Raw genomic sequence first — 15,384 nt, forward strand, 5'->3', positions numbered from 1 at the left:
GCGGGGATGGTTAAGTATGTTAAGGGTGATGGACGAAAAGATCAAACACCTGTTTCCGGGTTATTTTTCAATGGCGATGGCCACCGGGGCTTTGTCCATTGCGCTGCATTTGCTGGGGGCTCCGTTTGTATCCGGGCTGCTGCTGCATTTGAACACCTGTATCTATGTCATGCTGTGGGTCCTGACGTTGATCCGTCTTATTAAATATTTTCCCCGGGTCAGCAAAGATCTGACCAGCCACAGTCAAGGGCCGGGCTTTTTTACCTGCACGGCGGCGACCTGCGTGTACGGCAGCCAATGGGCGATCGTGGCGCATAACGGCAACATTTCCACAGGGCTTTGGATCTTCGGTATCTTGCTTTGGGCTGTTATTATGTATACTTTTTTTACGGCCGTGACCGTGAGAAAAAAGAAGCCCACGCTGGGCGAAGGTATTAACGGAGCCTGGCTGATCGCCGCCGTCGCCACCCAATCCGTTTCCGTTCTCGGCACGTTAATTTCCCCGCACATGGCGGAAGGGAGGGAGATCGTCCTGTTTTTTGCGCTGTGCATGTATTTGCTCGGCTGTATGCTGTACCTGAACATCATCACATTAATATTTTACCGGTTTACTTTTGTCGACTTGAAATATTCGGCGCTTACTCCGCCTTATTGGATCAACATGGGAGCGGTGGCGATCACGACGCTGGCCGGCTCCACCTTGATGCTGCATGCGGCGGATTGGCCGTTTCTGACCGAACTGCTTCCTTTCTTGCGCGGGTTTACTTTGTTTTTCTGGATTACGGGAACATGGTGGATTCCGCTGTTGTTTATTTTGATGGTGTGGCGTCATGTTTACCACCGTTATCCGCTGAATTACGATCCGCAATTTTGGGGGATGGTGTTCCCGCTGGCGATGTATACGACCAGTACTTACCAGTTATCGCAGGCCTTAGAACTGTCCTTTTTGGTCATGATCCCACGGATCATGGGGGTTATCGCGATCATCGCCTGGTTAGCCGTGATGGCCGGCTTTATTCACCACCAATTTCGCTCGTTTCAAGCCCGGAGATGAGAAGACGGGAGGCAAGCGGAGCCTTGTTATTTCCTGATCGTCCCGCCGGTTTTAGCCGAGCTTTATAAGATGGGCGGGATCTGCAATAATGGAAGTACATAACAATATTCACTGGCTAGGGAGAGCTTTTCCTGCCGGAAACGCATTTGAGTTCGGAGGGGAAACGTCTATGACCAAATTGTTTTTGGGGTGCACATCGCTGTTGGCGGGAGTCATCGTTATTTGCACGGGGTTTATCGTCTCGGCTTTGGAGGACCTCAGACCCGGAAGCGGAAATTTCAGTTACAGCCTTTTTGACCTGAATTTATGGTGGGTCATTATACCTTTGGTTTTGTTGGCCGCAGGAGGGGGGCTTGTCTACTCCTATCAAAAAGATGTCAACTACGAGCAAGCGCAATAAGCTTGTTATCCCGTAAAATAGCGGACAGCCTGCGCTTCGGTCCGGTATTGCACTGAAACGGGCGGAACCGCAGGCTGTGATACGACCTTATTTTACTGCGATATCCTTTTGTACTCGTTGGGCGTCACCCCGACCATGCGCTTGAACAGCTTGTTGAAATAGGCCGGATCGGGATAGCCGACCTCGCAGCCGATTTCGTGGATTTTCAGCTCGCTTGATTTGCGCAGCAGCAGCTTCGCTTTTTTGATTCTTACCTCGATCAGGTAATCGGTGATCGTCATGCCGGTTTCATGTTTGAACAGCTTGCTCAGGTAGCTGGGCGTCAAATAGACCATACGAGCGAGCTGGCTTAGTTCGGCCGGCTGGTTGTAATGTTCGGCGATCCAGCGCTTGACGGTTTCGACCGATTTCCCCGCCTGCGCCAGGCGTCCGGCCCGGACCTGTTGCAAAGCGCCGGTCAATTCGTCCACAAATTTTTGCCGGATTTCATCAAAGCTAAGGCAGGACAACAGCTCGGCTTCCAGCTGTTTGGCTTTGGCGCGGGGCCATATTTTGCCCCATTCGTGCAGCTCGGCGGAGATGGTGTCCAGCACGAGACGGCACAGTAAAATGACCGATTCAAGCGGAGCCCGATCTTTCCTTACCTGCTCTAACATTCGCTCCAAACAGGCGGCCGCCCGGGGAACGTTTAAAATTTGCAGCTGCTCGACCCATTCATCGCGGCAGGCGGCAAACCGTTCGCCGATATCCGGACCACCGATATCCGGCCCGCCGCTGTCAGGCCCGGCGCTGCCGCCGGCCTCACGGTAATTCCACGTCTGGCTTCCGTAAATGCCGAGCTCGCAGGCGCTTTTCGCTTCCGCGTAAGCCCTGCCCAGCATGGCAGGATCGCCATATACGAAGCTGGAGCCGGCAAGCGTGCGGCGGGGGTGGCATATCGCTTCCAAAACCGCGGTCAATTGGCGGAGTTCTTCCTGGTCCGGCTGCTGCGAAAAATAACAGATCCAAGCGAGAACCGGTTCGCCGGTGTCAACCAGATCCCAAAAGCGAACGGGGAGGCGCAGGGTTTGCTCAAGCCCGGCGCGCAAGGCTTCCGGATGCCAGCCCTTGATCGCATATACGGCAAAATAAGGATCCGGCAGAGAAAGCTCCGGCAGCTTTGCGCCGGGTCCAACAAGGCCGGCCCCTCCTGCGAAGCTTTTGAAATGAGAGAGCAATAATCCTGAACGGATTTGCCGCTCCTTGCCGCGGGCCGCCGTTTTCTCCTCATCAAGCGCGTAAAGCAGGGCAAACAGCTGCTTCTTGTCGATCGGCTTGAGCAGATAGTCCACGGCGGAATACCGGATGGCCTGCCGGGCATATTCGAAATCCTTAAACCCGCTCATGATGATGCAGCGGATTTCCGGCTTGATGGCCTTTACCTGTTTGCTCAGCTCCAGTCCGTCCACCACGGGCATGCGGATATCGGTGACGATGACGTCGAGGTCGGCTTCCCCGAGATAATCGAGGACGTCCTGCCCATTGGAGAACAAACCGTCGACGACGAAGCGGCCGCTCTCCCTGCCGATCATCTTACCCAGTCCTTCCCGAATCGAAGCCTCGTCGTCCACGATCGCGATTCGCAGCATAGGATTTCCCCCTTTGAATCATTCCGTTTACGTCCGGCAAGTACGGCATTACGGTCAGCACCTCGGCAATATGGCTTTACGTCTCGGCATTTCGACTTGGTCGAAGCCGTGGTCAGGCCTCCAAGCCAGCCATGGTCATCCTTTAACTGGCTCATCCAACTCCCCCCGCGCCGTTACGGAGCAAGCCGGCGATTCTCACCGTGACCGTCGTGCCTTCGCCCGCCCGGCTGCTGACGGTCAACCGGGAGCCTGCGCCGTAATGAAGCCGGATCCGCTCTTGGACATTGCGCAGCCCGATTCCGAATTTGTCCGTTTTACCGTCCGTCAGGCTATGGTTCAGGGAGGCGAGGCGTTCTTCGGTCATCCCGACGCCGTCGTCATGCACCGTGAAGATGGCGTCGCCAAGTTCATTCCACGCTCGGATCGTAATGGTGCCAGGCCCCTCTCTTTTTTCCAGACCGTGAAACACCGCGTTTTCCACAATCGGCTGAAAAACCAGCTTAACGATCGGCAGCGGATAAAAAAACTGCGGAATCTCCACACGGAAGCTGAATTTGTCCGGGAAGCGGATTTGCAGCAGCAGCAGGTAGTTCCGCACATGGTCGATTTCCTGGGCCACCGTCACCTGCTCGTCGGCGCTCCGGGTAATGCTGTAGCGAAGCAGCAGACCCAGCAGATAGGTCAGCTCGGCGACCCGGTCATCATCGTTCAGCTCGGCGAGCATGCGGATCGCTTCCAGCGTGTTGTAGATAAAATGCGGGTTGATCTGATTTTGCAGCGCCAGCATATCGGCTTTTTGCTTGCTCTTTTCCGTTTCGGCCACCTCATGGAGCAGGTCCTTCACGCGGGCGATCATCCGGTTGAACTGGCTGCCCAGAAGGCCGATTTCGTCATTGTATTTGACGTTGACCCGAACGTCGAGCTTGCCGCGCTGCACCTGCTTCATTAGCTGCACCGTCCGTTTCAGCGGCTTCGTGAGCGCGTAGGAGATAACCATGGCCACAAGCAGGGCGAAAAAAATAACGGACAACGTCGTGATTATCAGTTTATCGCGGTTTTGCTTCATCGGCGCCAGCAGCTCGGTCAAAGGAATGTAGACCAGCGTTTTCCAGCCGGTTTGCGCGGACGAAGTGTAGACGCAAATGTAAGGCCGGCCGCCGATAGCCAGCTGGAAACTGCCCCGCGCGCCTGCGGCCGGCGCCAGCAGAGGGCTGCCGCTTAAATCCTCGCCCAGCTTGCCGGGATCGGCGTTGTACACGACCTTTCCGTATTCGTCCACGATCAGGGCGTCGCCATGGGTCACGGCATTCAGCGGCCCGATGATCCCGTCGAACAGCTTCGCGTCGACATCGATCGCGATCAGACCGATATCGTGCAAGGAGCTGACCGAACGGATAGGGCGGACGACGGTGAACACCTGGCGGCTCTCCGTTTCGTTCACGCGGATCGCATGTGTGCCGGCGAGGGCGGGAGACGAACCGGACTTACGCGCCAATGCCTTCCACTCGCTGAGCCGCGTTTCCGGGTACAGTACGTTGATGCCCGGCTTCCGGTTGTAATAAACCATATCGTAACGGTCCACCAGGTAGGCGGACAAAATTTCATCCTTGGTATTGTTCAAATACATCAGAAAAATATCGATGGAGGTGCTCTTGTCCCAATCCGTTCCCCGCTGGTCCAAATATTTTTGCACTTCTTTGTTGTACAAGGGCAGGCTTGTGTACCGTTTCAAATCGGCGATATAACGGTCCACTTTGTCCATCGCGTTGTCCGTCATCAGACGGGCGGCCTCGGTCGTGCTGCTTTGCACCAGTCTGAAGCTGGAACGGTACGAAGTGTAGCTGAAATAGGTGACCGGCAGCGAAATGAGAAAGACGAAGACGATCACCAGCTTTTTTTGCATGGATAAGTTGGCGAATAACAACCAGGCTTTTCGGAACAAGGCTCGCAAGATCATACCTCATTTTACCGCACCGCTGGTAACGCCTTCAAAGATATATTTTTGCAGGAAAAAATACAGCACCACGGTAGGCAGCAGAATCAGCAGGATCGCCGCGCAAATCAGGTTCCAGTCGGCCACGTTGACGCCCTGGAAGCGCATCAGCACCGTCGTCACCACGCCTAGGCTTTGCTTCGGCATGTAAAGGTACGGCGTGTACATATCGTTGTAAATGCTGATCGTCTTCAAAATGATCAGCGTGGCCGTCGCCGGTGTCAGCAGCGGAAAAATGATCGAACGGTAAATCCGGAACAGGGAGGCGCCTTCGGCCATGGCGCTTTCGTCGAGGTCGACGGGAATGTTGCGGATAAACTGCAAATATAAAATGATCTGGATCACGTCCGCGCCGACGTACAGGATGATCGGAGCTCCCAGCGTGTTGTACAGGCCCAGCGATTTGATGATGCCGAAGGTAGCGACCTGGGTCGTAATGCCGGGAATGACGGTCGCAAACAGATACAGGCCGAAAACCGCTTTTTTCAGCTTAAAAGAAAACCGCCCAAGCACGTAAGCCACCATCGTTCCGAACAGGATATTGAAGACCAGGGACACGCAAATAATGACCAGCGTATTGCCGAACCCGCTCAATAGGCCGCCCCGTTCAAACACGATCTTGAAATTTTCAAAATTGAAAAAGCTTTGCGGCAGCGCCATCGTGCTGGCGGTATTAAATTCATCGCTTGATTTGAAGGAGTTGACGATGACGACGTATGGAGGGAACAGCACGACAAAAACCCCGATCAGCAAGGTCAGGTATTTCAGCGCATCCGGGAAAGTGAATTTACGTCCGCTCATTTGCCGTTTCCTCCTCTGCTAAGCACAAACTGTTGAAGCCCCACGACGATGATCACGAACATCAGCAAAATGATGCTCATCGCCGAAGCAAGCCCGTAATGGTTGTAAGCAAAAGCAGTCTCCATTACCCGCTGCACGTATGTTTGGCTCGCGCCGGCCGGCCCTCCTTTGGTCAGGACGAACGGAAGATCGAACACCTCCAGCGCGCCGGTGACGGTCAGGAACAGGTTCAACTGGATGACCGGCTTCATGTTCGGCAGCGTAATCCGCCAAAACGTTTGCATGGCCCCGGCGCCGTCGATTTTGGCCGCTTCGTACATGTCGCGGGGGATCGCCTGCAAAGCGGCGATGTAAATCACCATGTTATAGCCCATGAACCGCCACAGCCCGGTCGAAGCAAGCGAATAGTTGACCAGGCCGGCCGTGCCGAGCCAGCTCGTTTCGCCGAGATGCTTCAGCCCGATGCTTTGCAGGAACAGGTTCAGCGAACCCTGGGTCGTATCGAAAACATAGCCGAACATAAAAGCGACGGCCACGGCGTTCATAATGTAAGGCAGGAACAGCAGCAGCCGGAAAAAGTTCCGGCCGCGCAGCCTGCTGTTCAAAATCACGGCGAAGTAAATCGCGATGATATTTTGGATGATGCCCATGACAAAATAGGCGAAGTTATGGGCGAATACGCCGAAAATGTCCGGGTTGGTAAACACTTCCCGGTAATTGGCCAGCCCGACCCACGGCTTCTCCGGGCTGTACCCGTCCCAATCGGTGAAGCTGAACATGACCAGCTTCAGCGCGGGATAGTAGGTAAACAGCAGGAGCAAAGCGAGCGGGACGAGTAAAAACGAGACGATAATGATATTTTTCTGCGCTTTATAAGACAGCGTTCCAAACATGCCGTTCCCCTTCTTTCTTAGTAGCCCAGCTCCTGCTTCGCTTTGGCCCAGGCTTTGTTCCATTTGTCCAGCACGGCCTGCGGGTCTTTGGCCAAGACGAATTCCTGGGCGATCGCCGGCAGATCGATTTGCGCCTTGTTGCGGATTTCGACTACCTTCGGATCATCGGGCGTGCCTTCCTGCAGCTCCACGCCGCTCGCCTGGAACTCGGCCAATTGGGACAGCTTGGATTCGCGGCCTTCCAACGGAGAGATAAAGCCGGCGAAATCCTCGTAACCGGAATCCTCGAGCATCCATTTCAGAAAAGCCTTCGCCGCCTCCAGGTTTTTGCTGTCTTTGTTGACGGCATAGAAGAAATCGGGGCTAAGCGCGGCTCTGCTCGCGCCCGAGTCATCGAACGGCAGCGGGAAAAACCCGATGTTGTCGGACTCCGCGCCGACGCCGATCACCTGGTTGATCACCCAGTTGCCCAGGAAGTACATGGCCATTTTGCCGTTCGCCAGGTCTTTTTTGGATTGCTCCCAGTTGGTGGAGTTGATATCTTTTTCCAGGTAGCCTTTGTCGGCCAGCTCCTTGATGAGGGACATCGCTTTGCCGTACCCGTTATCCATCGTGAACGGAGCGTCCGTATTGATCACTTCGTTGGGGAAGTTGCTGTTGTTTTCAATCACCCTCGGCAAATCGAATACCCAGTTGTTCAGCGGCCATTTGTCCTTGAAGTTGGAGGCCAGCGGAATGACGCCGGTTTGCTTCAGCTTTTCGCAGGCGGCCAGGAATTCGTCCCAGGTTTTCGGGATTTCCGTAATGCCGGCGTCGGCGAACGCTTTTTTGTTGTAGACGATCCCGGACGTGGAGTTGCCCGTCGAAATACCGTACAGCTTGCCGTCGTAAGATTTGAAATCCTTGAACGTAATTTCCGCGCTCAGTCCCAAATCGTCCAGCGGCGCGAAATATTTCGGCAAATCGGAGTTCGGAATGTCCGGGACGAACATCAGGTCCGGCAGCTCGCCGCTGGCCATGCGGACTTTGGCCTGCTGGTTGTAGTCCGTCTGGCTGGCTTCGAATTCAATTTCAATGTTCGGATACTTCTCGTGGAACCGTTTGACGTATTCGTCGTATTCCTTGCCGATCATGTCGGTGCGGTTGGTCAGAAAGGTCACCTTGCCGCTAAGCTGTCCGCTTGTGCCGCCCGATTTGTTATCCGCGGCGGTGGTTCCGTTATCCGGCGGCGGAGCTGTGTTCCCGCCGCCGTTCGCGCTCCCTCCGCCGCCGCACCCGGCCAGTACGGTTGCGAATGTAAAGATCAGCATGAAAGTCATCAGGAGTTGTTTTTTCAATGTGATCGCCCCTTTTACAAAGATATGTTAGCGCTTACAGATTGATTGTATCGCTTTGTTATAATAATGAAAATGTCTTGTGTTATTTTTTATTGTCTTTGTTTTGCTTGTTTTTAGGCGGAGGAGTAGATGGAAATAGATTATTTATATGATAGTTTCGGAATAAACATGGCAGTTATGTTGCTAACAAATAATATAACAAAAAATAACGATTATCGACTATAATAGGGTTCATAACTTACAACTTGAGGAGGGCTTATGAACAACCAACGATATGTGCTCGGCGATTGGCAATTCAAGGCGTGCGATGAAGCGGAGTGGCTGCCGGCGCGGGTTCCGGGAACGGTGCATACGGACCTGCGGCTGAACGGGCTGATTCCCGACCCGTTTTATGGCACGAATGAGCATGAGCTGCAGTGGATCGACAAGAAGGATTGGGAGTATCAAACTTCGTTTGAACTGCATGAAGGGTGGGCGAAGCTGCCGCGAATCGAAATCGTGTTTGAAGGGTTGGACACGTATGCGGACGTTTCGGTGAACGGCCGGCATGTTTTGTCGGCCGACAATATGTTCCGCTCCTGGCGGGCGGACATTAAAGCGCTGCTCCGCGAAGGAACGAATACGGTCACGGTGCGCTTCCGTTCCCCGATCGCCGAAGATTTGCCGAAGCTGGAGCGGCTAGGTTACGATTTGCCGGCTTCGAACGACCAAGCGGAGCTGGGCGGGCTTGGGGACCGCAGAGTCAGCGTATTTGCCCGCAAAGCTCCTTACCATTACGGCTGGGATTGGGGACCGCGGCTGGTGACGTGCGGCATTTGGCGGGAAGCCCGGATCGAAGCGTGGGGCGGTCCGGTCCTCCGCGATGTGTTCATCCGCCAGGACCGCGTTGCGCCGGAGGCTGCCGAATTGGCGGCGGTCGTGGAGGTGGAAGCGGCCGCCGCGTGGGAAGGCCGGCTGCGCGTCTCCGCCGGGGAAGCGGTATGGGAGCGGCAGGTTGCTCTGAAGCCGGGACAGCAGGAGGTGGAGCTGCCGCTGAACTTGGCGCAGCCGAAGCTGTGGTGGTGCCGGGGCTTGGGGGAGCCGGCGATGTATACGTTTAAGGCGGAGTTGATCGGCGCGAATGGTAAGCTGGAAGCCGACGCGGCGGTGCGAACGGGCTTGCGCGAAATCAAGCTGGTCCGCGAGAAGGACGAGGCGGGAGCTTCCTTCCGCTTTGAACTGAACGGCGTCTCCGTGTTCGCCAAAGGCGCCAACCATATTCCGAACGATAGCTTCGTGACGGAGGTGACGGCGGAGCGCTACCGGCATGAGATCGCTTCGGCCGCCGCAAGCGGCATGAACATGCTGCGCGTCTGGGGCGGCGGGATTTACGAGCAGGATGTTTTTTACGAATTGTGCGACGAATACGGGCTTTTGGTGTGGCAGGACTTTATGTTTGCTTGCAGCATGTACCCGGGAGACGCGGCGTTCCTGGAAAATGTCGCCCGGGAAGCGGAGCATAATATCAAACGGTTGCGCAATCATCCGTGCATCGCTTTGTGGTGCGGCAACAACGAGATCGATTCGGCCTGGTCGCATTATGCGGAAAATGCCGGCTGGGGCTGGAAGGAAACCTATGCGGCCGATGTCCGCGAGCGGATTTGGGCCGATTATGAGGCCGTATTCCACGATATTTTGCCCCGGGCGGTGGAGCGGCTGGCAGGCGGAATCGCTTACTGGCCTTCGTCGCCGCTGCGCGATTTGACGGGCGATGCGGAACAGCACGCCTATAAGGTGTCCGGCGAAGGCGATATCCATTATTGGGGCGTGTGGCACGCGGTCGAGCCGTTCGCCAATTACAACACCCGGCTCGGCCGGTTTATGAGCGAATACGGTTTTCAATCGTTCCCCGAGCTGGATTCGGTACTGAAATACGCGCCGGAAAGCGCGCTGGAGCTAGAATCGGACATTATGCTGGCGCATCAGAAAAACGGCCGGGGCAATCAGCTCATCAAGGAATACATGGACATCTATTTGCCGGTGCCGCGGGATTTCAAGGCGTTCCTGTACATGAGCCAGGTGCTGCAGGCGGAGGCGATCCGCACGGCGATCGAGGCGCACCGCCGAAACAAGCCTTATTGCATGGGCACGCTATATTGGCAGATGAACGATTGCTGGCCGGTCGCCTCCTGGGCGGGCATGGATTATTACGGCCGCTGGAAAGCGCTGCAGTATGCGGTCCGCCGCAGCTTCGGAGACGTGATGCTGTCGGTGTACGAACCGGAGGACGGCAAAATTGCCGTTAGCATCGTTTCCGACAAACGGGAGAACGTTTCGGGAACGCTGCGCCTAATGCTTTACGATGTGGGCGGCGGAGTGCTTAAAGAAATGGCGCAGGCGGTCGACATCGCAGCGGACTCCGCTCTGGAGGCGGTCTCATTCTCTAGAGAAGCTTGGCTGGAAAACCGCGACCCGCGGCAGGTTGTCCTGCTCGCCAGCCTGGAACTGGACGGGGCACCTGCGGACAGCAAGCCGTTTTACTTTGTTTCCGGCAAAGACCTTATTTTGCCAGCGGCGCAAATCGAGGTGCGGGAAGTTCCGGGCAGCGGCGGCGCCAAGTATACGCTTGTGAGCGGCTTACTGGCGCGTCAGGTTTGGATCCAAGCCGAACGGGAAGGCATCTTCTCCGACAATTACTTTGATATGATGCCTGGCGTGCCGGTGACCGTGGAGTTCCGCCGGCGCGGCGCGGCCGCAGATGATGAGGCGTTTGTTCCGGGAGCTCCGGGGGAAATCCGGGTCCGGTCCATGGCCGATTTTGTATAGGTTCGGCCGTCTTGCAATTTATGGAAGTTCGACTCTCGATTTTACCGTGCTATAATAAACAGATAGAAAACCGTGCTTTTGTAAAACGGGAATAAAATCGAGGTAAAAAGATGCGAAACATATTTACATCCAGTCGCTACAAAATCGTTGAAACGTTCGTGCTGATCGGCGTGAAATTGCTGTTGCTGCGGTACTTTTTTTACGGCGGCTTCCATCCGGCGGGACTGCCCGGCGAGCTGCTGTCGGTGCTGGCCCTCCTCTGCCTGGTGGAGCTGGTGACGCCGGCCAAAGGCAAATGGTGGACATTCTTCGGATTTAATTTTGTCCTGTCGTTCATTCTGTTTGCCGCCACGGTGTACTTCGCCTACTTCGGGACAGTGCCGACTTATAAGGTGCTTAGCGGACTGGGCCAGGTGCCCGAGGTGAAAGCGAGCATCGGCGCTTTAATCCGGCCGGGGCAGTTTCTGTATTTTGCCGATCTGGCGGTGTTGCTCCCGGTCAAAATCATCGGGCTTGTCCGCCGCGGCGGTGCATTCCGTTCAGGGCGGCCGCAGGGAACTTTAAGTTTCGGCACCCGGACTTCGCGGGGAGGGCTGAACTTCCGCACCGACCGTCCGCGAGCAGGGCTGGTTTGGAAGGTGGGCGTGGCCTTTATCCTGATCGCCAGCCTGCTGCTGTCCGGGCTCTACATCCGCGCGGGCAAAGGGATCGATAACGAGCTGGTGCGGGCCGAAAGCGTCGGCTTCCTCAATTTCCAGGTGGACGCGGCCATCCGCGACCAGGAAGAGGAACGGATGATCGCGGCAGGAAATCTGCAGGAGACGATCGCCAAGATCCGGCAGCTGCAAAGCACGTACCCTTACCGGGCGGATACGGGAGAAGCGGGGGAATCGGCGGGCGCTGGCGCTATGGGTGCTTCGGATAAAGCGGGAACCCCGGCTACCGGCGGAGCGGGCGTTGCGGGAACCCCAACTGCGGAAACTACGGACGCAAAAAGTCCGGAGGCTACGGGCAATACTGGCGCTACAGGCACTGCAAACACTGCAAACACTGCAAACACTGCAAACACTGCAAACACTGCAAACACTGCAAACACTGCAAACACTGCAAACACTTCGGCGGTTACGGCTGCTGCGAAAGGGGCTCCCGACTTTTTCGGCGTTGCTCAGGGGATGAACCTGATCGTCGTGCAGATGGAGTCGTTCCAGAACTTCCCGATCAACCTGACCCTGAACGGGCAGGAGGTCACGCCGGTGTTGAACAAACTGGCCAAGGAAGGGTTCTACTTCCCGCACGTATTCCAGCAGATCGGGCCGGGCAATACCTCGGACGCCGAGTTTATGTCCAACACGTCGATTTATCCGACGGCCGCGGCCGCGATGTCGACGAGCTTCGGCGACCGCCAGCTGCCGAGTCTGCCGCGGCTCTTGCAGGGGCACGGGTACGTGGCGAATACGTTCCATATCAATAATGTGACGTTTTGGGACCGCAACAAGCTGTACCCGGCGCTCCATTTTGACAAGTATTATGACAAGCCGTACTATACGAACGATCATTTTAACGACTTCGGGGCCTCCGACGAGGAGATGTACCGGGTGGGCGTGGAGAAGCTGGCGGAAATCAAGGCGCAGTCCAAGCCGTTTTACGCTCAGTTTGTGACGACGTCGAGCCATTCTCCGTTTGTCGTGCCGCAGGACCGCCGGCATATCCAACTGCCCGCCGGCATGGAGGGGACGATGCTGGGCAATTACATCCAGGCCGTCAACTATACCGATTACGCGATCGGGACATTGATCGACCGTTTGAAGCAAGCCGGCTTATGGGACAATACGATGCTGGTGTTTTACGGGGATCATTTCGGTTTACAGCCGAATGACGTCAGCGCCGGGGAGATCCGCGAAAAGCTCGGCATCGCTTATGACGAGCGGATCAGCCGCTTCAACATTCCGCTGATCGTCCACGTTCCCGGAGCGAAGAGCGGGCAGGTCGTGGAGCGTACCGGCGGCCAGGTCGACATTCTGCCGACGATCGTGGGTCTGCTCGGCGTTTCGCTGGCGGACGAAGGTTTTACCGCATTGGGCCAGGATCTGCTCAACATCGACCGGAACGTGATCGGCATGCGCTATTATTTACCGACCGGATCGTTTTTCAACGATGAGGTGATGTTCGTGCCGGGTCAAGGCTTCGACGACGGCACGGCCGTGTCGCTGAAGACGCTGCAGCCGGTGACGGATATCTCGCCTTACCGCGGCGACTACGATTATGTCACGGAGCTGATGAAGCTCTCGGACAAATACGTGAAGCTGCTTCCCAAGCGGGGGCAGTGAGATGCAAACAGCCCTGAGGCATATGCCTCAGGGCTTTTCTGTAAAAGCTGACCGGAAATCTAACGGTTGTAGCAGCGGCTATTTTCCGAAAAAAGCCCCTTTCGAAATTCTAACGGTTGTGAACGCCGTTATTTGCCTGAATCTAGGCATAATTAGCCGGATTTCAGTGAAATAAGCGCTATGGCAACCGTTAGATTTTGAAATCAACGTTTTTGGAACGAATATCGTTTGTGGCATCCGTTAGAAAATTTGTGTGGCTAGAAAATGTATCTTTGTCAGATCAGATTTGATGCAACGCTAGTGCTAACCGCTTAATTTTGACGAAATGCCGAAATAAGGTTGGTTACCTCGGTTCGTTAGCCCGCCCCGGGTACTTCGAATCGTTTTGTCCAACTACTGTCCAGCCCCTGTGCAACACCTATGTAATACTCGTGCAACACTCGTCTAGCCCCGATTCCGGTTTTGACCCCTAAAATAAGCACAAAAAAGGGCGCTATTTTCTGAGGTTTTGAGGTTTTGCACACAATAGGGGAAAATTATTCCGTTATTTGCATGGCGGATAAGGCCATTTACCGGTTATTCGCTCCGATAGAGAAAATAAGAACAAAAAATTCCACTATTGCCGCAAGCGCGCACCCAATTGCCGAAATAGGAGCAAAAAGTTCCTCTATTTTCCTCGAATGAGTTTAGACAGGGGGGAGCTTTAGACGATGGATTTAAACGGTGCCCGCCCCGCCAAAGTGACGGTTAAGTCAATATCCTGTACTTGCTGTGCACGCTGCCCGAGATGAGCTCGGGGAGTTCCCGGAGCTGCTGTTCATACGCTTCCTGCGTCAGGCTCCCCTGCTCCAGCCGCTGCCGCAGCTGTTCCTGCATTTCCTTTACTTGCAGGGCGATGACGCTGTCCGCGTCCTGGCCATGGGCTTCGGCGATATCGGCCAGCGACCGGCCTTCAAGCAGGGAATCGTAGATCTCCTTGTCCGAGGAGACGCCAAGCACATCGTTCAACTCACTCTGGGGGCTCAGCGTTGCGGTGCTAAGACTGGACGCCTTGGAGGCTTGAGCCGCAAAGGCGATGCTGGCCAGGTAACCGGACAAGCTTGGGGTGATGGTAATGACAACGGCCATGGTGCCGACGATGACGACTTTTTTCAGTTTCATATGAGAGATCCTCTCCGATCGGGTAGTTGGATTGCTGTTTGAATTTGTCATAACTATTATTATTACGAATAAGCCCTTCAAGAAGTTTCAGTTGCTTTTCCGGATTCAGGGTGGTGTTGGTACAAGAGTAGTCGGTATAATGGGTTTCATGAGCTGTCCGGACAGAGGCCAAACGGCAGGGGGAAGCGGATTTATTTTCGAAGCAGGAGGGAATGGTGCGGTTATGACGGAACAATTGACGGAACAAATGATGGTCCGGTCGATCAATGTGGGAAAACCGGTGCAGGTGGAGCATCACGGCAAGGAAATCGAGACAGGGATATACAAAACCCCGGTTTCCGGTCCGCTGTTTCTGTCGGCGGTGAATTTTGCGGGGGACGGTCAGGCCGATCTCGTTCATCATGGCGGTACGGATAAAGCCGTTTGCGTTTATCCTTTCGAAAGATACGCGTATTGGGAGCGGGAGCTAGGGAAGACGCTGGCTTTCGGCGCTTTTGGCGAAAATTTAACGACGGAAGGGATGCTGGAGGACGATATTTGCATCGGAGATATGTTCCGGCTGGGCGAGGCGGTCGTGCAGGTCAGTCAGCCGAGACAGCCATGCTTCAAATTGGGCGTTAAACATGGAATGCCCGAGCTCTCCTTGAAAGTCCAGCAGACCGGTTATACCGGCTACTACTTTCGGGTGGTACGGGAGGGACAGGTCGTTTCCGGCGATTCGCTGATATTGACCGAAAGGCATCCTGCGGGCGTGACGCTGTCTTTTGCCAATCGGATCATGTTTTTGGACAAAGAAAATGCCGATGGTCTGAAGCGCATTTTGGAGGTGGACGCACTATCGGCCAGCTGGCGCGAGACGTTGACCGCCCGGCTTCAGCGGGCAGAAGCCTAGTAAACGGACGGAACGGAAAAATACATATGCCGATTTAACCCGCCGAGGAAGATCCGCTTTCCCTTTTTTGAAAAGGGAGGGCGGATTTTTTGC

The 15,384-nt window shown here is 55.2% G+C and carries 11 protein-coding genes; 5 read left to right on the top strand and 6 right to left on the bottom strand.

The window, feature by feature from the left end:
- The first annotated feature begins 16 nt into the window (after positions 1-16).
- Together NYE69_RS05745 and NYE69_RS05750 are read left to right on the top strand one after the other, a co-directional pair.
- The gene (locus NYE69_RS05745; RefSeq protein WP_340925041.1) at positions 17-1,054 is read left to right on the top strand and encodes a tellurite resistance/C4-dicarboxylate transporter family protein; all 1,038 of its coding nucleotides are present in this window, start codon (positions 17-19) and stop codon (positions 1,052-1,054) included.
- A gap of 169 nt (positions 1,055-1,223) precedes the next feature.
- Positions 1,224-1,454: a hypothetical protein gene (locus NYE69_RS05750; RefSeq protein WP_036626639.1), complete on the top strand. Its 231-nt coding sequence runs from the start codon at positions 1,224-1,226 to the stop codon at positions 1,452-1,454.
- Between the two features lie 92 nt (positions 1,455-1,546).
- On the opposite strand, the gene NYE69_RS05755 is transcribed toward NYE69_RS05750, so the two are convergent.
- The 5 genes from NYE69_RS05755 to NYE69_RS05775 all read right to left on the bottom strand — a co-directional run bounded on the left by NYE69_RS05755 (position 1,547) and on the right by NYE69_RS05775 (position 8,106).
- The gene (locus NYE69_RS05755) at positions 1,547-3,082 is read right to left on the bottom strand and encodes a response regulator transcription factor (protein WP_155620732.1); all 1,536 of its coding nucleotides are present in this window, start codon (positions 3,080-3,082) and stop codon (positions 1,547-1,549) included.
- A gap of 151 nt (positions 3,083-3,233) precedes the next feature.
- Positions 3,234-5,033, bottom strand: coding sequence for a cache domain-containing sensor histidine kinase (locus NYE69_RS05760; protein ID WP_445744752.1), 1,800 nt, complete (start codon positions 5,031-5,033; stop codon positions 3,234-3,236).
- A 9-nt stretch (positions 5,034-5,042) separates the two neighbouring features.
- Positions 5,043-5,876 carry a carbohydrate ABC transporter permease gene (locus NYE69_RS05765; protein WP_155620730.1) on the bottom strand — a complete coding sequence of 278 codons (834 nt, stop codon included), beginning with the start codon at positions 5,874-5,876 and terminating at the stop codon, positions 5,043-5,045.
- The gene (locus NYE69_RS05770; RefSeq protein WP_155620729.1) at positions 5,873-6,769 is read right to left on the bottom strand and encodes a carbohydrate ABC transporter permease; all 897 of its coding nucleotides are present in this window, start codon (positions 6,767-6,769) and stop codon (positions 5,873-5,875) included. Before NYE69_RS05770 ends, NYE69_RS05765 begins: the two co-directional genes overlap by 4 nt.
- A gap of 17 nt (positions 6,770-6,786) precedes the next feature.
- The gene (locus NYE69_RS05775) at positions 6,787-8,106 is read right to left on the bottom strand and encodes an ABC transporter substrate-binding protein (RefSeq protein ID WP_445744753.1); all 1,320 of its coding nucleotides are present in this window, start codon (positions 8,104-8,106) and stop codon (positions 6,787-6,789) included.
- Between the two features lie 258 nt (positions 8,107-8,364).
- On the opposite strand from NYE69_RS05775, the gene NYE69_RS05780 reads away from it, so the two are divergent.
- Both NYE69_RS05780 and NYE69_RS05785 read left to right on the top strand, forming a co-directional pair.
- Positions 8,365-10,911, top strand: coding sequence for a beta-mannosidase (locus NYE69_RS05780; RefSeq protein WP_340925049.1), 2,547 nt, complete (start codon positions 8,365-8,367; stop codon positions 10,909-10,911).
- A 110-nt stretch (positions 10,912-11,021) separates the two neighbouring features.
- Positions 11,022-13,238 (top strand): LTA synthase family protein, encoded by a 2,217-nt coding sequence (locus tag NYE69_RS05785; protein WP_340925051.1) that lies wholly within the window; start codon positions 11,022-11,024, stop codon positions 13,236-13,238.
- A gap of 747 nt (positions 13,239-13,985) precedes the next feature.
- Here NYE69_RS05785 and NYE69_RS05790 read toward each other — a convergent pair.
- Positions 13,986-14,399 carry a hypothetical protein gene (locus tag NYE69_RS05790; RefSeq protein ID WP_036626629.1) on the bottom strand — a complete coding sequence of 138 codons (414 nt, stop codon included), beginning with the start codon at positions 14,397-14,399 and terminating at the stop codon, positions 13,986-13,988.
- A 223-nt stretch (positions 14,400-14,622) separates the two neighbouring features.
- On the opposite strand from NYE69_RS05790, the gene NYE69_RS05795 reads away from it, so the two are divergent.
- Positions 14,623-15,291 carry an MOSC domain-containing protein gene (locus tag NYE69_RS05795; RefSeq protein ID WP_328271077.1) on the top strand — a complete coding sequence of 223 codons (669 nt, stop codon included), beginning with the start codon at positions 14,623-14,625 and terminating at the stop codon, positions 15,289-15,291.
- The last annotated feature ends 93 nt before the right edge of the window (positions 15,292-15,384 follow it).

The organism is Paenibacillus sp. FSL R5-0527 (genome assembly GCF_038008055.1).
Classification (GTDB): Bacteria; Bacillota; Bacilli; order Paenibacillales; family Paenibacillaceae; genus Fontibacillus; species Fontibacillus macerans.